Consider the following 15,666-nt stretch of genomic DNA (forward strand, 5'->3'; position numbering starts at 1 on the left):
ACATCGAGGCGGCCGAGCCCGCGCTCGATCGGATGGACGAGATCATCGACGAGACGCTCACGCTCGCCCGCGAGGGGAAGAGCGTCGACGACGCCGGCGACGTCGACCTCGCGGAGTGCGCGCGAGAGTGCTGGTCGCGCGTGGACACGGCGGACGCGACGCTCCGCTGGTCGCGCGTGGACACGGCGGACGCGACGCTCCGCGCGGACGGGTCGGCGACGGTGCGGGCCGACCGCGACCGACTGTCGCACGTCTTCGAGAACCTCTTTCGGAACAGCGTGGAACACGGCGGCCGCGACGTGACCGTTCGCGTGGGGACGCTGGACGGGGCGGACGGCTTCTTCGTCGAAGACGACGGGGTCGGGATCCCGACGGACCGAGTCGACGAAGTGTGCGAGACCGGCGTCACGTCGTCTGCCGACGGAACCGGGTTCGGACTGGCGATCGTCGATCGGATCGTCGACGCCCACGGATGGGAACTGCGGATCGGCGAGGGGGACCGCGGCGGCGCGCGGTTCGAGATCACCGGCGTCGACCGGTCGGAGTAGCGACACGAGCGATCGCCGTGGGAGGATCCGACCGCGCGGCGGGTTTTTAAGTCCGTTCGACGCGAAACGCGAGACGTATGACCCGAGTCGAGATCGAGTACTGCGTACCGTGCGGGATGTTGAACCGCGCTCAGGACGTCTCGGAGGCGCTGTTCAAGCAGTTCGGCGAGGACCTCGACGAGGTCGCCCTCGTCACGGGTGACGACGGCGTGTTCGTCGTCCGCGCGGGCGACGAGGTCGTCTTCGACAAGACCGAAGACGAGTACGACGTGGACGCCATCGTGCGCGCCGTCAGGCCGCACGTCGGCGCGACGGCGTGAGGCCTCGTCACTCCTCTTTATAAATCGGACGCGCGGAGTTCGTCACTACGAGGACGCTGCTCGTCGCCATCGCGAGCGCGGCGAGGAGCGGGTTGAGCACGCCCGATATCGCCATCGGGATCGCTACCGCGTTGTAGACGAACGCCCAGCCGAGGTTCTGCTTGAGCCGCCGGTTCGTTCCGCGCGTGACCGCGAACAGTTCGGGGATCGCGGAGAGACGGTCCTCCAGGAGGACGGCGTCCGCGGCGTCGGCCGCCAGGTCGGTCCCGCTCGCGACCGAGACGCCGAGGTCGGCCGCGGCGAGCGCCGGCGCGTCGTTGCTCCCGTCGCCGACCACGGCGACGCGCTCGGTCGCCGCGAGCCGCCGCACGGTCTCAGCTTTCGCCTCCGGCGGCACCTCCGCGAACGTCTCGTCGACCGCGGGGTGCTCCTCGAACCGCCGGGCGGCGGCGGCCGAGTCCCCGGTGAGCACCACGACCCGCCGCCCGCCGTCGGCGAGGTCGGTGACGACCGCTTCCCAGCCGTCACGGACCTCGTCGCCGACGACGAGCACCCCGACGACCGACCCCTCCCAGCCGACGAAGACGGGGACTCGCCCCGCTTCGCGGGCCGTTTCACCGGCCGCGTCGAGCGACGCCGGGACGGTCCACTCCGCCCCGGCGAACAGCGATCGGTGGCCGACGACGACCTCCTCGCCGTCGACCCGTCCCGTCACGCCGCGGTCCGAGACGGTCACCGCAGCGGTCGACGTGCCGTCGGCGGCGTCGGGGGGCGCGTCGGCGGGTCGCGTCCCGTCGCCCTCGTCGCCGGCCGTCACACCCCCGTCGGTCGCCGTCTCCGGTCCGGCGCTCGCGTCGTCGCGTGCGGAACTCCCGCCGTCGGCGGCGACAGCGTCGACGATCGCCTCGGCGACGGGGTGTACCGAGGCGCGCTCGACCGCCGCCGCTCGGCGGCGCACCTCGTCCGGCGACGCGCCGTCGGTGACGGTGTCGAGCAGTCGCATCTCGCCGTCGGTGAGCGTCCCCGTCTTGTCCAGCACGACGGTGTCGATGTCGGCCGCCTCCTCGAAGACGGCGTCCGAGACGATCACGATCCCGCGGCGGGCCGCGTCGCGGATCCCGGCGGCGATCGCGAGCGGTGTCGCGAGCCCGAGCGCGCAGGGACACGAGACGATGAGCACCGTGAGTCCGACGAGCGCGGCGTCCACGGGCGCCGATCCGAGCGCGAAGGTGGCCGCCGCGCCGAGGACGGCGACGGCGACGACGAGCGGAACGAACACGGTCGCGAGCTTGTCGACCAGCCGTTGGATGCCCGACCGCGAGCTCTGGATCTCCCACAGGAGCCGAACGAGCGTGTCGAGCGTGCTCGTCGCGTCCTCGCCGACCTCGACGACGACCGGCGCGTCGGTGACGACCGTCCCGCCGCGGACCTCGTCGCCCTCCCGCTTCGTCGCCGGGAGCGACTCGCCCGTGACGAGCGCCTCGTCGACGGCGGCGGTCCCCTCGGCCACGGTCCCGTCGAAGGGGACCCGCTCGCCGGGGCGCACGAGGAGCCGATCGCCGGGGTCGACCGCCTCCGCCGCGACGGTCTCGCCGGACTCGGTTCGGACCGTCCGGTCGCCGGCCGTCGTGAGGTCGGAGAGCATGCCGGTCGCGCGCCGTTTGATGAGCGACTCGTAGTGGTTGCCGGCGGTGACGACTAAGATCACGGCGATCGTCACGTCGAAGTAGAGGTCGGTGCGGCCGAGGAGCATCGCGAGCGTGCTGTACGCGTACGAGCTGGCCGCCGCCAGCGACACCAACAGGTCCATGTTCGGCTGCCGCGCCCGGAGGCTCACGTACGCGCCCCGCAGGATCGGATAGCCGGTGTAAAACAGGACGATCGAGGAGAACACCCACACCTGAGCGAACAGGTAGGTGCCCGAGACGCCGCCGAGGTCGAGGATCGGTTCGTAGCCGAAGTAGGTCGGGTACAGGAAGAGGACGTACCACAGCATCGCCATCATCCCGAAGAGCCCGCCGCCGATCAGGAAGCGGACGACGGCGACGTCGTCGCCGTCCGGGTCCGGGTCGGCCCGGTCGCTCGCGGTGTACCCCGCGACCGAGAGCCGCTCGGGGAGGTCCGCGGCGCTCACGGTGTCGGGATCGTAGTCGACGCGGATCGTGTCGGTGGCGTAGCTCGCCTCCGCGGCCGCGACGCCCTCCTGCTCGCCGGCGGTCAGTTCGAGGAACGACTCGCACGTCGCACAGTGCATCCCGTCGACGTGGAGGAACGTCGTCTCCCCGTCGAACGCCTCGTCGGCCCGCGCCTCGGGGCGACGTTCGTCGAGGTCGTCGACGTCGTCGACGTCGTCCAGAGAGCGGGCGACCGCGAGGCAGCCGCGACAGCAGAACTCGCCGTCGACGTCGGGGGCGGTGTGGGGGTCGTCCCCCGTCGGAAGGTCACAGAGGGTGCAGTTCGACATTGGGTTCGAGTCCGGCGGTCGGCCGACGACGCTACGCCTCGTCCGGATCCGCCGCGTCGGACGAGGCCGACCCGGGGCGGAGGCTCCCGCCGGTCGCGACGTGGAGGCTCCCCCAGATGATCAACACGTTCACGAGCGTCACGGCGACGAATATCTCCGCCCGGTCGGCGATGAACACCGCTGCCGGGACGAGGCCGCCCAACACGAGGAGCACGGCCCGCTGGAGCGAGAATTCCATATCGAAACGTACGGGCCAGCCAACATATATAACGTCCGTGTTTTCAGCCCCCGAGAACGGATCGATATTATATATCTTTCAGTCTATAAGCCGGCCTATGGGACAAAACCAAGCCGCACACGCATCGAGTGACGATGTGAGCGGTGAAGAGGAGTTCGACCCGATCGGAACCCTCACGCTCATCGCGATCTACTTCGTCATCCTGTTGCTCGCGTGGGTGTACATCTACTACATCGAGTTCCTCGGCCGCGACCTGGTCGTCGTGGGGTGACAACGTATGCACATTCACGCCTACGAAAAACTCTGGCTCGCGGCGTCCATCCTCCTGATACTGCTGCTCATCGGCTCGGTCACCTACGGCGCCGTCGGCCCCGGCGTCGCCATGGTCTCCGACAGCGAACCCCCCATCGACGCCCAAGCGCTCGACGAGGACGACCGCTTCTCCGAACCCCGCGTCGAACAGGTCGGCGACAACGAGTACGTCGCCTACGTCGTCGCCTACCAGTTCGGCTTCGAGCCGAGTCCGATCGTCGTCCCCGAAAACAGCACCGTGACGTTTTACGTCACCTCTCGGGACGTGATCCACGGGTTCGAGGTCGCCGGCACCAACGCCAACACGATGGTCGTTCCCGGTGAAGTCTCCAAAATAACTGTCAAAACCGACGACCGACAGGAGTACGGGCTCATCTGTAACGAGTACTGCGGCGCCGGCCACCACGTCATGGAGGGGAAGGTCAACGTCGTCAGTCAGGCCGAGTTCGACGAGCGGAACAGCGGGGGTGACGACGCGTGAGCGACGCCATCGAGGCCGAGCAGTCCTTCGTCGACAAGTTCCCCGACGAGGCGCGGATCGTCCGCGCCGCGCTCCTCAGCTCCTTCCTCGCGCTCGCGCTCGGAGCGATCTTCGGGATCATCCAGACGCTCCACCGAACCGGGGTATTCCGGGGGATCATCTCCTCGACCGACTACTACACGTCCCTCACCGCGCACGGCGTGTTCCTGGCGATCAGCTTCACCACGTTCTTCCTCGTGGGGCTGTTCACCTGGGCGGTGACCCGGAGCCTCGACCGACCGCTCATCGACATCCGGATCACCTGGACGTGGTACGCGATCATGGCGGTCGGCATGACCATGACCGGCGTCTCCATCCTCGCCGGCTTCGTCCCCGCGCTCGACATGAGCGCGGACGTCCTCTTCACCTTCTACGCACCCCTCCAGGCGCATCCCATGTTCTACGCCGGCCTCGCCGTCTTCATCGTCGGCTCCTGGATCGCCGGCGCCGACTGGTTCCGCACCTTCCTCGCCTGGAAACGCGACCACCCCGACGAACGCATCCCGCTCCAGACGTTCATGGTGTTGACCACCATGGCCATGTGGTACATCGCCTCCTCCGCCGTGGCCGCCTCCGTGCTCATCTTCCTCCTCCCGTGGTCGCTCGGCTTCATCGACTCCGTCAACCCCACCCTCACCCGCACCCTGTTCTGGTTCTTCGGCCACCCCGTCGTCTACTTCTGGCTCATGCCCGCCTACCTCCTGTGGTACACGGTGCTCCCGAAGATCGCCGGCGGTCGCCTCTTCAGCGACCCCCTCGCACGCGTCGTGTTCGTCCTCTTCCTCCTCCTCTCTACCCCGGTCGGCATCCACCACCAGTACCTCGACCCCGGGATCGCCGAGGGGTTCAAGTTCATCTCGATGACCAACACGATGTTCCTGCTGTTGCCGAGCCTGCTCACCGCGTTCACGGTCGTCGCGAGCGTCGAGTACGGCGCCCGCCAGCGCGGCGGCACCGGCCTCCTCGGCTGGCTCACCGACCTCCCGTGGCGCAAGCCCGAGTTCACCGGCATGATGCTCGCTGGCCTGATGTTCGCCGCCGGCGGCTTCTCCGGCATGGTCAACGCCGGCATGAACATCAACTACATGATCCACAACACCATCTGGGTCCCCGGCCACTTCCACCTCACCGTCGGCACCGCCGTCGCGCTCACCTTCATGGCCGCCACCTACTGGATCTGGCCGCAGATCTCCAACAAACCCGTGTACAGCCGGGCGATCGGGCTGTTCCAAGTGGTCGTCTGGTTCGTCGGCATGGCGCTGATGTCCAACGCGATGCACGCCCAGGGGATCATGGGCGTGCCCCGCCGGACCGCCGAACCCGAGTACAGCGGCTTCGACTACCCGACGATGTTCGGCGGGTTCGAGGAGCTCAACGTCCAGATCGCCATCGGCGGAACGCTGCTGTTCGTCTCGACGGTGCTGTTCATCGGGAACCTCGTGCTCACGATGGGGAACCCGAAGGTGTCCGGGCTCGCCGAGTCGCTCCCGCCGGCGCTGTCCGGCCCCGACGACGCCCCGCAGGTGCTCGACAGCCTCCGGCTCTGGGTGGGAATCGCACTGACGCTCGTCGTCCTCGCGTACGCGCTCCCGCTGGCGGCGATCATCAACCGCGGCGGACTGCTCGGCCCGGGCGTGGGCACGTATCCGGCGTGGATCGCACCGACGCTCGACGCGCTCGCGGCCGCGGTGACGCCGATACTGGGCGCGGTCGGCGGCGCCGCCTCGCTCGCCGGGGTGATCCTATGAGCTTCGACATGACCCGCGGCGGGCTCTTGGTCGCGTTCGCGGTCTTCGGCGTGATCGTCTACGAGATCCGGACGGTACTCGACTTCGTCGGCATCGAACTCCCGCTGCTGCCGTACATGGCCGCCGTCTTCGTGCTCGCCGGCGTGCTGTTGTGGGTGATCACCCTGACCGGCGGCTGGCGGACCGAGCCCGAGGAGGACGAGCCGGCGTAGGGGCTGGACCTCTCCGTCCGGCCGATCCCTCGGTCGATTCTCGGCCTACAGTTCCTCCTATCGACTCTCGGTCCGCCGTTCCTCCCGTCGGTGCTCGGTCTGCCGGTTCCGGTTCCGCACGGCCGTCACACCGCGAGGGTTTTGTGGTCTCCGACCAATATTCGCTATGGCACGGACGCGCGTCGCGGTCAGGTGTGTCGACTGCTCGTTCGAGGCGAGGTACGACGGCCTCCCGACCGCGCGGGCCGCGCTCGACGAGCACGAGTCGGCGACCGGCCACGGGGTGAGGTGGGAGATCGAGTCGCTCGCCGACGGGGTCTCGCGCGCGGGCGACGACGCCGGCGTCTGCGGTCGACCCGAGTGCGCCAACGCGGACTCGCCGCTCGTGGATCCGGAGCCCCCGGAGCGGTAGCGCGGCGCGGACGACCGCCGACCGGCCCGGGGCGGAGTCACCGACCCTTTTTATGATCCGGCCCGTCGGTGGTCGCGTATGTCAACACGGCGTGACCCCCTTACGTTCGGCGTGCTCGGCACCGCGGGGATCGCTCGCGACGCGGTGATCCCGGCGATCGCGGCGAGCGACCACGCGGTCGGCGCGGTCGCATCGCGCGACGGCGACCGAGCGGCGGCGTTCGCCGAGTCGGAGTCGATCCCGCGGAGCTACGGCTCCTACGAGGCGCTGCTCGACGACGACGAGCTCGACGCGGTCTACGTTCCCCTGCCGAACGGGCTCCACGCCGAGTGGACGACCCGCGCGGCCGACGCCGGGCTTCACGTGCTCTGCGAGAAGCCGCTCGCGGCCGACGCGGCGGAGGCGCGCGAGGTGGTCGACCACTGCGAGGACCGCGGCGTCACGCTGATGGAGGGGTTCATGTACCGGTACCACCCCCGCACCGAGCGGGTCCTCGAACTGGTCGACCGAGAACTGGACGACGTGCGTACCGTCAGTTCGGCGTTCCGGTTCCCGCTGTACGGCCGACCGAACGACGTACGGCTCGACCCGGCGCTGGCCGGCGGGTCGCTGATGGACGTCGGCTGTTACCCCGTGTCTCTCGCGAGGGCGGTCCTCGGCGAGCCGGACCGGGCGTACGCGCACGCGAACGACACCCGCGACGCCGGCGTCGACACGGAGCTCGCCGGCGTGCTGGAGTACGCGGACGGCCGGTCGGCGCGGGTCGCCTCCGGCTTCGACACGCGGCTCGTCCAGCGCTATCGGATCGACGCGACGAACGGCTGGATCGACGTCGAGCGGGCGTTCGACGCGCCCGACGACGAGCCGGTGGAGCTGACCTACGAGATCGACGACCGGCGCGGCGTCGAGACGTTCGACCCGGTGGACCAGTACCGGCTGCAGGTCGAACACTTCGCCGACTGCGTCGCGGACGGCACCGTCCCGCTGACCGGCGGTGGAGAGGCGATAGCGAACATGTGGGTCGTCGACGCGCTCGCCGAGAGCGCCGCCGAGGGCGGCGCTGTCGACGTTTCCTGAGCCCGATCCGCCGACGGGTCGCGTGCGCAACCCCGTCGAGCGAGCGTTTATTAGCATTCGGCCCGAATAGTGCGTATAATGTCCAATACTGCTGCCAACGACGCCGGGGCGGGAGGGGACGAGAGCGCCCGTCGTCCGACGCCGCTCGCGGACGCGGACGCGCTCGACGCGTTCGTCGCCGACGCGGACGCCGCGCTCGTCGAGTTCTACACCGACGGGTGCGGCATCTGTGCGAGCATGGAGCCCGTCCTCGGGAACGTCGCCCGCGCGCTCGACGTCGATGTCGCCCTCATAAACCCCCGCGACGATCCGCCGCTCGTCGAGCGGTTCGACGTGCGGAGCGTCCCGCTGTTCGTGCTGTTCGTCGACGGCGAGCCCGTCGCGCGCCGAGCGGAGGGATTCATCCCCGGCGAGGAGCTCTCTGCCTGGGTCCGCAAACACACGGAGTAACCGGTCACGGCGGGACGAGACGCGCTCGTCGCTGGCGAAGCGAAAGAAACGGTGCGAAACGGAACGAAAACGCGTCCGAGTTCCGGGTCGACGCCGGCGTCGACCTTACAGCCGGCCCACGTTCTCGACGGCGACGGACTCGACACCGTCGACGTCGGCGAACGCCTCCTCGACCGCCTCGGTGCCGCCCGCGCCGTCGGGGACGATGACTGTCGGCAGGAGGGCGACGAGGCCGAACGCGACGTCGTCGCGCTGGAAGCCGCGGATCTTCGCGCCCTGCGGGAGCGACTCCTCGAGTCGGTCCTGCAGGTCGTCGAGGTCGACCTCGGGGCTGTTCGGCATGACCTTGATTTTGGCGGCGACGTCTCCCATAACTAGGGCCCTCGGAAGCCGCAGTCGTGGCACTCGTAGAGGTTGCTCTGCTTCCGGCACTTCGCGCACCGGTGGATAGTCGCCCCGCAGTCCGGGCAGGAGAACCGCGCGGCGTTCATACCGGCCACCTGAATACCACAGGAGACACACTGACGGGTGCCCTGCGTTTCACTCTCGCTCATACTCTGAAACACCACCGCGCGACTTTTAACCGTTGTTCTTTGAGGCCGACGCCGATCGCGGCGTGCGATGCGGTACCTCGACGCTCGGGCGTCGAGCCCGCGGAGCGCGGCTGACGGTAGGTGGGAGCGGAGGACCGCGGAGCGCGACTCGCGGTCGGCGGCAACGAAGGATCGCGGCGCTCAGCCGACGATCAGCGGTCCGATCAGCACGCCCATCAGGTGGACCCGCCGGGCGCCGACCCGCGGCGGAACGAGCCCGAGCACGCCGGCGACGAGGAAGACGCCGACGCCGAACGCCCCCGCGAACAGGAACGAGACGGCGGCGAGCAGCGCCAGGACGCCGACCGACAGCCGAGTGTAGTCCGCGTCCCCCACGACGCGGAGGTACGCGTCTCCGACCAGGAGGACGAGCGCGAACCCGCAGGCCGCCGCGGTCCCCGCGGCCGCGAGGAGGATCGGGAGCGCGAAGGGAACCCCGGCGCGATCGATGGCGACCGTGACGCCCGTTCGGGGCGTGCCGAGCGCGACGAGCGCGAACAGCGCGAATATCGTGTTCGCCGTGTTGGCGCCGCTCGTGGCGACGACGAACCCGCGGTCGCCCTCCTCGCGCGGGACCGCCGGCAGCGCGGCGACGGCGGCGATCGCCGCGGAGACGCCGGGGACGTAGCCGACAACCGCGCCCGCGAGCGACCCGGCGCCGGCGCTCACGCCGAGGTCCCGGCGACCCATCGTGATCCGCGCGTCGGCCTGCGGCGGGACGCCTTCGCCGCCGAGCGCGTCGACGAGCACGGGCGCGCCGAACAGCCCGGCGAACAGCGGCGCGAGGACGCCGCCGGCGTCGAGCGGCGCCGCGGGGTCGACGTCGAGGGTCGCGAAGCCGAGGGCGGCGCTCGCGAGGAACGCGACGAAGCCGCCGACCGCGGCCCGCTTCGACGACTCGGTGAGCACGAGAAAGGCGACGACGCCGGCCAGAAGCAGCGGGAGGTGCGCCCGTACCGTCGGATAGCCGCGGACCATGGCCCAGGTGATCGGCACGGCGAGGGGCGCCGCGAGCGCGACCGCCAGCCCGGAGCCGACCGCCGACAGCCGGATCGCCTCGCGCCCCCTGCCGGCGATCACGAGCCGGTGACCCGGCAGCGCCGCGACCGCCGTCGCCGCGTCGGGCACGCCGAGCGCGAGCGCGGGGACGATGTCGAGGAAGGAGTGGACGACGCCCGCGCCGAGCATCGCGACGCCGACGAGGAGCGGGTCGGCGGAGACGGAGGGGGCGAACCCGGCGAGCAACAGCGCGAAGTTGTTCGCGTGGAGGCCCGGGACGAGCCCGCTCACGGCGCCGAGCGCGACGCCGCCGCACAGGAACGCGAGCGCGGCGGCCGCGAAGGTCGGGTCGACGACCGGGCGGACGAGGGCGTCCATCGCGGCGAGGTGGCCGCGGCTTGAGGCATAAGCGGCGGGGTGATCGGTGAGCCGAGCGCCGCGGCTCGGCGGGACTGAGGCGAGGCGGTCGAAAACTCGAGCCCGTTTACGCCTTCTGGGCCGCCTGCGACTTCTTCTGGGTGACGTAGCCGGCGATCCGGTTGCGGACGCCCTTCGACTCGACGGTCGTCAGGGCCGTGACGCTCTCCTTATTCGTCTCGAAGTCCGTGTTGAACGAGTCGGGATACCGCTCAAGCAGGACGTTTCCGAGCTGCTTGATGTACTTGGGTTTGATGGCCATACCGAGCGATACCGCCGGGCCGAACTAAAAGGGTTCGTTACGCCGCGAACGGGCCGCAGGCGCGCTCGCGTCGATCGCCCGCTCGGTCGCGGTCACTCCTCGTCGCCTCCCGCCCGCTCCCGCCAGCCGGTCGCCTCGTCTATCCGGGCGAACGCCTCGCGCTCGGCCGGCCCGCCGCAGCGGTCGACCACGTCCGCGAAGTACGCCAGCCGGTCGAGCAGTTCCGCCGTCTCGAAGGCGGGCACGTCGAGCCGCGAGGCGGCGACCGTCGCGTCGACGACCGCGCCGAACCCGCGGTTGATCGTCGGCACGCGCTCTCTGAGCACCGCGCTCTCGGCCGGATCGAGCGACCACGTCCGAATCGTGGTGTCGCCCTCCGTCTCGCTTCCGACCTCCTCGGCGGTGACCTCGACCCAGGCGTCGGCCGTTTCGAGGACCGGCTCGTCGACTTCCCGGACCGTCAGCGCGGCGTCGACGAAGGTGCGCGGATCGGACGTGAACTGGACGACGCCGCCGCCGCGTTCCGTGAAGTTCCGCCACGTCCGGGTTCGGCCGTAGGTCCGCGCGGTGACGGGGTCAGCGGGGTCGTCCGGCGCGTGGAGCCCGAGCGCCGCGACGTTCCAGCGGTCGTTCGGGCCGAGCGTCGTCACGATCGACTCGGTGACGCCGCGGAGCGCCACCGGCCAGCCGTCCGGCGCGACGGCGTCGGCGACGTCCGCCGCCCCGCCGCGGCTCCCGTCGGATCCGTCGTCGGTCACGGCGCCACCTCCGCGCCGCGTCGGAGCGCGACGTACAGCGCCGCGCAGGTGATATCCGCCGTCGTCCCGGGGTTGATCTCCTCGTCGACGAACGCCGTCGCCAACCCGTCCGCGGCGTTGAGGTCGGCACCGTGGACCGCGTCGGCGTCGACGCCGCCGACCCCTGCGGCGGTCTCCGAGCCGACCCCGTCCGCTCCGTCGAGCAGCGCGGCCGCCCGAGCGCTCGCCTCGCGCGCCGCCTCGAGGCCGTGGGTCGCGGCGACCAGCGTGTCGGGCTCGGCGGCGAGGAGTCCGAGGAAGGCGCGCGCGGCCCTATCGGTCAGCGGCCCCGTATCGTCCCGTATCCACTCGGCGGCGCGGAACGTCCGCGGGAACCCCTCGACCCACTCTTGCGCGTTGCGGTCGGGGGCGCGGTCCGAGCGGTCGGGATCGGCCGAGAGCGCCATCACGTCCCGCAGCGTCAGCCCCCGCTCGCGGAGCGTCGGCGCCGCGTCGCTCCCGCGGCGGACGTCCAGCTCGGCGGCGTCCGCGGGCGGGTCCGCGACCGCGACGTCGACGTGCTCGAACGCGCGGTAGAACGCGACCGCGTCGTCGACGGTGGCCTCGCGGGTCACTCGGTCGACGGCCGCTGGGGAGGGGGCCCGCGCGGAGCGCCCCGCGGACGCGTCCGCTCCCGCGACGGTCGCGCGGACCAGCGGAACGAGCAGTAGCAGGCAGCCGAACTGCGTGTTCGTCCCCGCTCGGTCGGCCATCCCCACCACCGCGCGCTCGAAGGCGTCCCCGACGGGGGCCGCCCCGCCCGCGGCCAGTTCGAGCCCCTCGCGGGCGCCGACCGCCCCGCCCAGGAACGACTCGAACCGGAGGTCGCCGAGGTCCCGGCGGCGGTCGACGTTGCCGGGCTTGGGAGTGCCAGCGACCTCGAGCAGGAGCGCGAGCGTCGCGTCGTCGACCGGGTCGCCGGCGGCGGTCACGGCGGCGCCTCCCGCCGCCGCGCCGTCTCGTCCGCCGGCAGTTCCCCCTCCCGCCAAGCGCGCACCGCCTCGGCGATACGCGCGAGCTCGGACGGACGCTCGGTCGGGCGCCCGGCGCTGACGGCGTCGGCCCCGTGCGCGGCGTACTCGGCGACGGTCCGCCGGCCCCGGACGCCGTTGTTGGCGATCACGGTGAGCCCGGTGCGGAGACCGCTGTCATCCGCGGTCAGGTCGCCGACGACGCGCTCCGAATCCATCGCGTCGACGTGGAGCCAGTCGGCCCCCGCCTCGGCGACGGCGTCGGCGACGGCGACGAGGTCGACGCCCGGGACCTCGGCGCGGACCTTCACGCTCGTCGTCGCGCCCGTCTCGGCCGCGGCGGCGACGTAGTCGGCCAGCCGGTCGCGGTCGCGGAGGAGCGACTCGCCGCAGCCGACCGCGCGCAGCTCCGGCTGCCGGCAGTGGGCGTTGACCTCGCAGACCGCGTCGCGATCGGCGCAGACCGCCGCCGCCTCGCGCACCGGGCCGACGGTCGCGCTGCGGACGTTGACGCCGGGGCGGACCGGCGCGTCGGCGAGCGCGGCGAGCTGCCGGTCGATCCACGCGAGCGGCTCGGCGGGGAGAAACTCCGAGCGCCCCCGGGCGACGAGGTCGCGCGCGGCCGCCCGGCTGGCGGGGTCAAGCGCGATCCCGCCGAGCATCGCCGCGTCGACGTGCGGGGCCGCGGCGCCCGCCCAGTCGGCGTCGGCCGCGCCGCTGAGACTGGCGGCGACGAGGAACGGGGTCGGGCCGTCGTCTTCGCTCGCCGTCACTCCGCCACCTCCGCGTCGGTCGCCGACGCGTCCGTCACCGCCGCCAGCGCGCGCTCGCAGGCCCGAGCGACGCGTTCGGCGTCGTCCGCGTCGTCGATTCGGGTGTCAGTACGCTCGACGTGGCGGTCGGGGAGCTCGGTCGGGTCGGCCGAGTCGAGGACGAACGCGTCGGCGAACGGGTACGCGTCGGCGACGCCCGCGGTCGAGGGGTCGCGGCCGACGCCGGCCATGAGGTCGGCCGCCGGCCCGGAGAACACCTCGTCGCCGACGAACGGCGAGACCGCGACGACGGGGGTCTCGCGAAGCGCGGCCTCGAACCCGGGGAGCGCGAGCATCGGGCCGACGCTCGTCACGGGGTTCGAGGGGCCGATGACCACGGGGTCGGCGAGGGCGTCGAGCACGGCGGCGGTCGGCTCGGCGTCGGCGGCGCCCCGGAACTCCACGTCGGCGACCCCGGGCTCGCCGCGGCGCGCGACCCAGTACTCCTGGAAGTGGATCGTCTCGCCGGCCTCGGTGTGGACCAGCGTCGCGACCGGGTCGTCGGACATCGGGAGGAGTCCGACGTCGAGGCCGAAGGCGTCGGCGAGCGTCCGGATCGCCTCGGTGAGCGTGCGGCCCTCGTCGAGCAGGCTCGTGCGCGTGACGTGGACCGCTCGGTCGCGGTCGCCGATCTCCATGAACTCGCCGACGCCGGAGAAGCGCCGCCAGCGGGCGATCTCGCGGCCCGCCGTCTGCGCCTCGACGTCGAGGTAGCGCGGGGCCGTTCCGAGTCCGACCTCCCCTGCGAGCCGGCGCAGCTCGGCGTGCGTCTCGGTGGTGTCGTCCGCGATTCCCCACCACGTCTCGCGGTCGAGGACGCCGCCGCCGGCGAACAGCACGGTGTCGACGTCCGGGCACACGAGGTGGCCGCCGAGCTCGACGTCGTCGCCCGTGTTGGCGACGACCGCGATCGCCGCGGGGTCCCACACGCGGGTCGCCCCGTCGAGGAGCTTCGGCGTCCCCGTGCCGCCGGCGAGGAACGTGACCATACGCGGGCAAGGCGGCGGGCGGATTTGTATCCTCGCCTCCGCGGGCGGCGACGCGGATCGGCGTCGGGAACCCCGATGAGGCCCTCGAGCGGTGGTGGGCCGCAGAGGCCTCGTTGAACGCGCCGTCCCCGTCGTTTAGAGCATCGATAAGCCGGCGACGGGGACGACGGAGGCTCGATGCGACTCACCAGACGCGCGTCGGCGATCGCCACGCGATCGGTGGTCAAACTTAATCGGTTGTTTGTGTTTTAGTAGCCTATTTAATATGTATCTGCGTACACCTATCCGAGAACGATGCACCTGCTACGGACCGTCTACCCGTTCTCTCTGGCGGGTGCAAACGTCGCTATGGGGTGGCTGCTCTACCGGCTGTCCGAACCGGTTCTCGGAGTCGTACTCGTCGTAATCGGGGTCTTCGTCATACTCACCTCGATAGGGAGCGCCGTCAGCCAGCATCGACCCGTACTCGGGGAATCCACGTGACGTTCATCCCTGAGCCGTCGCGCTGTCCTCCCTGAGCCGTCGCGTTGACCCATACGTCTGTATTCGGCGCGATCCCAATCGACGACTACTCGCGAGCGACGCTCGTCTGCATCCCGTCCGTGTTGAACGCGCTCCCGACGCCGTCATCGTCGAGGACGATGACCCCCGCCCCGGACCCGGTGATCTCATCGAACTCCTCGATCGCCCGGTCGGCCGCCGCCTGCGCGCCCAGCCCCTCGTCGAGGAAGTCGACGGCTCGCCGCGAGAGCGTGACGCGCGCGATGTCCTCGCCGGCCCCCGTCGCGCTCGCGCCGCCGGCCTCGGTACAGAAGAAGCCGGAGCCGACCTGCGGCACGTCGCCGACCCGCCCCGCGAGCGCGAACGACCGGCCGCCCGTGGACGTCGCCGCCGCGAACGTCTCGCCGTCGGACGCGACCGCACCGACCGTGTCGTGGTCGGGCGCGTCGCGCTTCCCGTCGCCGTCCGCGTCGCTCCCGGAGCCCTGCCCCGCGTGATCGTCCCCGGACCCGAACCGCGACGCGAGCCAGTCGAGGTGCTCGCGGGGGCCGCCTCGCGGCGGGTCCTCCGCCTCGTAGCGCTCGCGCGTCTCGTCGGTGAGCAGGTCGACGCCCGTCTCGACGCCGAACTCGTCGGCGAGGTCGACGGCGTGGGCGCCGGAGACGAAGACGTGCGGCGTCTCGGAGCGGACGACACGTGCGACGCTCGCCGCGTGCTCGACGCCCGGCATCGAGCAGGCGGCGCCGACCGCCCGGTCCGAGGTCATCACGCCGGCGTCGGTGCGGACGACGCCGTCGGACTGGACCGCACCGCCGACGCCGGCGTTGAACCGCGGGCTCGATTCGAGGGGCGCGAGCGCCGCTACGACCGCGTCGAGAGGGGTCTCGGCGTCGGCGCCGCGGTCGGCCGCCTCGTCGAGCGTCTCCTGTCTCCGCGCCGGTTCGTCCGGGACGCCGCCGGCGCCGCCGTGGACGACGACGCGCATCGAGGGGCGCTGTGGCATATTCGGAGGTCCCCCGGCGCC

General features: G+C 71.5%; 20 protein-coding genes. 9 read left to right on the forward strand and 11 right to left on the reverse strand.

What is annotated here, in order from left to right; genetic code table 11:
* The coding region (locus DJ81_RS10255; protein ID WP_170938293.1) for a HAMP domain-containing sensor histidine kinase at positions 1 to 548 on the forward strand (548 nt) is incomplete at its 5' end.
* 77 nt (positions 549 to 625) lie between these two features.
* A complete protein-coding gene (locus tag DJ81_RS10260) occupies positions 626 to 868 on the forward strand; it encodes a SelT/SelW/SelH family protein (protein WP_094525800.1) in 243 nt (80 codons plus the stop codon).
* A gap of 7 nt (positions 869 to 875) precedes the next feature.
* Here DJ81_RS10260 and DJ81_RS10265 read toward each other — a convergent pair whose 3' ends face one another.
* Positions 876 to 3,332, reverse strand: coding sequence for a cation-translocating P-type ATPase (locus DJ81_RS10265; RefSeq protein ID WP_094589553.1), 2,457 nt, complete (start codon positions 3,330 to 3,332; stop codon positions 876 to 878).
* 31 nt (positions 3,333 to 3,363) lie between these two features.
* On the reverse strand, positions 3,364 to 3,570 hold the full coding sequence (locus tag DJ81_RS10270; RefSeq protein WP_094525798.1) for a hypothetical protein: 207 nt from the start codon (positions 3,568 to 3,570) through the stop codon (positions 3,364 to 3,366).
* Positions 3,571 to 3,667: 97 nt separating this feature from the next.
* Between DJ81_RS10270 and DJ81_RS19210 the strand changes: the two genes are divergently transcribed.
* The 7 genes from DJ81_RS19210 to DJ81_RS10300 all read left to right on the forward strand — a co-directional run bounded on the left by DJ81_RS19210 (position 3,668) and on the right by DJ81_RS10300 (position 8,301).
* A complete protein-coding gene (locus DJ81_RS19210; protein ID WP_170938294.1) occupies positions 3,668 to 3,841 on the forward strand; it encodes a hypothetical protein in 174 nt (57 codons plus the stop codon).
* 6 nt (positions 3,842 to 3,847) lie between these two features.
* Positions 3,848 to 4,363: a cytochrome c oxidase subunit II gene (locus DJ81_RS10275; RefSeq protein WP_094589555.1), complete on the forward strand. Its 516-nt coding sequence runs from the start codon at positions 3,848 to 3,850 to the stop codon at positions 4,361 to 4,363.
* A complete protein-coding gene (locus DJ81_RS10280) occupies positions 4,360 to 6,150 on the forward strand; it encodes a b(o/a)3-type cytochrome-c oxidase subunit 1 (protein WP_094589558.1) in 1,791 nt (596 codons plus the stop codon). Before DJ81_RS10275 ends, DJ81_RS10280 begins: the two co-directional genes overlap by 4 nt.
* Positions 6,147 to 6,362 carry a CbaC protein gene (locus DJ81_RS10285; protein WP_094525795.1) on the forward strand — a complete coding sequence of 72 codons (216 nt, stop codon included), beginning with the start codon at positions 6,147 to 6,149 and terminating at the stop codon, positions 6,360 to 6,362. Before DJ81_RS10280 ends, DJ81_RS10285 begins: the two co-directional genes overlap by 4 nt.
* Before the next feature lie 166 nt (positions 6,363 to 6,528).
* Complete coding sequence (locus DJ81_RS10290; protein ID WP_094589560.1) at positions 6,529 to 6,774, forward strand: hypothetical protein; 246 nt, start codon at positions 6,529 to 6,531, stop codon at positions 6,772 to 6,774.
* Positions 6,775 to 6,852: 78 nt separating this feature from the next.
* Positions 6,853 to 7,851, forward strand: a complete 999-nt coding sequence (locus tag DJ81_RS10295; RefSeq protein ID WP_094589562.1) for a Gfo/Idh/MocA family protein — start codon at positions 6,853 to 6,855, stop codon at positions 7,849 to 7,851.
* 75 nt (positions 7,852 to 7,926) lie between these two features.
* On the forward strand, positions 7,927 to 8,301 hold the full coding sequence (locus DJ81_RS10300; protein WP_170938295.1) for a co-chaperone YbbN: 375 nt from the start codon (positions 7,927 to 7,929) through the stop codon (positions 8,299 to 8,301).
* 105 nt (positions 8,302 to 8,406) lie between these two features.
* On the opposite strand, the gene DJ81_RS10305 is transcribed toward DJ81_RS10300, so the two are convergent.
* The 9 genes from DJ81_RS10305 to DJ81_RS10350 all read right to left on the reverse strand — a co-directional run bounded on the left by DJ81_RS10305 (position 8,407) and on the right by DJ81_RS10350 (position 15,627).
* On the reverse strand, positions 8,407 to 8,673 hold the full coding sequence (locus DJ81_RS10305; RefSeq protein ID WP_092565372.1) for an elongation factor 1-beta: 267 nt from the start codon (positions 8,671 to 8,673) through the stop codon (positions 8,407 to 8,409).
* A gap of 2 nt (positions 8,674 to 8,675) precedes the next feature.
* Positions 8,676 to 8,855 (reverse strand): HVO_2753 family zinc finger protein, encoded by a 180-nt coding sequence (locus DJ81_RS10310; RefSeq protein ID WP_092565370.1) that lies wholly within the window; start codon positions 8,853 to 8,855, stop codon positions 8,676 to 8,678.
* 180 nt (positions 8,856 to 9,035) lie between these two features.
* Positions 9,036 to 10,271, reverse strand: coding sequence for a tripartite tricarboxylate transporter permease (locus DJ81_RS10315; protein WP_094589566.1), 1,236 nt, complete (start codon positions 10,269 to 10,271; stop codon positions 9,036 to 9,038).
* A 106-nt stretch (positions 10,272 to 10,377) separates the two neighbouring features.
* Positions 10,378 to 10,572 (reverse strand): 30S ribosomal protein S17e, encoded by a 195-nt coding sequence (locus tag DJ81_RS10320; protein ID WP_094525791.1) that lies wholly within the window; start codon positions 10,570 to 10,572, stop codon positions 10,378 to 10,380.
* A 92-nt stretch (positions 10,573 to 10,664) separates the two neighbouring features.
* Positions 10,665 to 11,330, reverse strand: a complete 666-nt coding sequence (locus DJ81_RS10325; RefSeq protein ID WP_094526072.1) for a DUF447 domain-containing protein — start codon at positions 11,328 to 11,330, stop codon at positions 10,665 to 10,667.
* Positions 11,327 to 12,301, reverse strand: coding sequence for a triphosphoribosyl-dephospho-CoA synthase (locus DJ81_RS10330; protein WP_094589580.1), 975 nt, complete (start codon positions 12,299 to 12,301; stop codon positions 11,327 to 11,329). Before DJ81_RS10330 ends, DJ81_RS10325 begins: the two co-directional genes overlap by 4 nt.
* Positions 12,298 to 13,113 (reverse strand): dihydropyrimidine dehydrogenase, encoded by an 816-nt coding sequence (locus DJ81_RS10335; RefSeq protein WP_094589568.1) that lies wholly within the window; start codon positions 13,111 to 13,113, stop codon positions 12,298 to 12,300. The genes DJ81_RS10330 and DJ81_RS10335 overlap by 4 nt, the downstream gene beginning before the upstream one ends.
* Positions 13,110 to 14,141, reverse strand: a complete 1,032-nt coding sequence (gene cofD, locus DJ81_RS10340; RefSeq protein WP_094526075.1) for a 2-phospho-L-lactate transferase — start codon at positions 14,139 to 14,141, stop codon at positions 13,110 to 13,112. Before cofD ends, DJ81_RS10335 begins: the two co-directional genes overlap by 4 nt.
* Positions 14,142 to 14,709: 568 nt before the next feature.
* Positions 14,710 to 15,627 (reverse strand): isoaspartyl peptidase/L-asparaginase, encoded by a 918-nt coding sequence (locus DJ81_RS10350; RefSeq protein ID WP_094524117.1) that lies wholly within the window; start codon positions 15,625 to 15,627, stop codon positions 14,710 to 14,712.
* Positions 15,628 to 15,666: the final 39 nt, after the last annotated feature.

It is taken from the genome of Halorubrum sp. Hd13 (genome assembly GCF_002252755.1).
In the GTDB taxonomy this organism is placed as follows: domain Archaea; phylum Halobacteriota; class Halobacteria; order Halobacteriales; family Haloferacaceae; genus Halorubrum.

Bases quoted from the DNA above. Each gene is read 5' to 3' on its own strand.
- DJ81_RS19210 (WP_170938294.1), top strand. From the start codon at position 3,668: ATGGGACAAAACCAAGCCGCACACGCATCGAGTGACGATGTGAGCGGT.
- DJ81_RS10295 (WP_094589562.1), top strand. From the start codon at position 6,853: ATGTCAACACGGCGTGACCCCCTTACGTTCGGCGTGCTCGGCACCGCG.
- DJ81_RS10270 (WP_094525798.1), bottom strand. From the start codon at position 3,570: ATGGAATTCTCGCTCCAGCGGGCCGTGCTCCTCGTGTTGGGCGGCCTC.
- cofD (WP_094526075.1), bottom strand. From the start codon at position 14,141: ATGGTCACGTTCCTCGCCGGCGGCACGGGGACGCCGAAGCTCCTCGAC.
- DJ81_RS10310 (WP_092565370.1), bottom strand. From the start codon at position 8,855: ATGAGCGAGAGTGAAACGCAGGGCACCCGTCAGTGTGTCTCCTGTGGT.
- DJ81_RS10305 (WP_092565372.1), bottom strand. From the start codon at position 8,673: ATGGGAGACGTCGCCGCCAAAATCAAGGTCATGCCGAACAGCCCCGAG.
- DJ81_RS10315 (WP_094589566.1), bottom strand. From the start codon at position 10,271: ATGGACGCCCTCGTCCGCCCGGTCGTCGACCCGACCTTCGCGGCCGCC.
- DJ81_RS10350 (WP_094524117.1), bottom strand. From the start codon at position 15,627: ATGCGCGTCGTCGTCCACGGCGGCGCCGGCGGCGTCCCGGACGAACCG.
- DJ81_RS10285 (WP_094525795.1), top strand. From the start codon at position 6,147: ATGAGCTTCGACATGACCCGCGGCGGGCTCTTGGTCGCGTTCGCGGTC.
- DJ81_RS10260 (WP_094525800.1), top strand. From the start codon at position 626: ATGACCCGAGTCGAGATCGAGTACTGCGTACCGTGCGGGATGTTGAAC.
- DJ81_RS10290 (WP_094589560.1), top strand. From the start codon at position 6,529: ATGGCACGGACGCGCGTCGCGGTCAGGTGTGTCGACTGCTCGTTCGAG.
- DJ81_RS10275 (WP_094589555.1), top strand. From the start codon at position 3,848: ATGCACATTCACGCCTACGAAAAACTCTGGCTCGCGGCGTCCATCCTC.
- DJ81_RS10320 (WP_094525791.1), bottom strand. From the start codon at position 10,572: ATGGCCATCAAACCCAAGTACATCAAGCAGCTCGGAAACGTCCTGCTT.
- DJ81_RS10265 (WP_094589553.1), bottom strand. From the start codon at position 3,332: ATGTCGAACTGCACCCTCTGTGACCTTCCGACGGGGGACGACCCCCAC.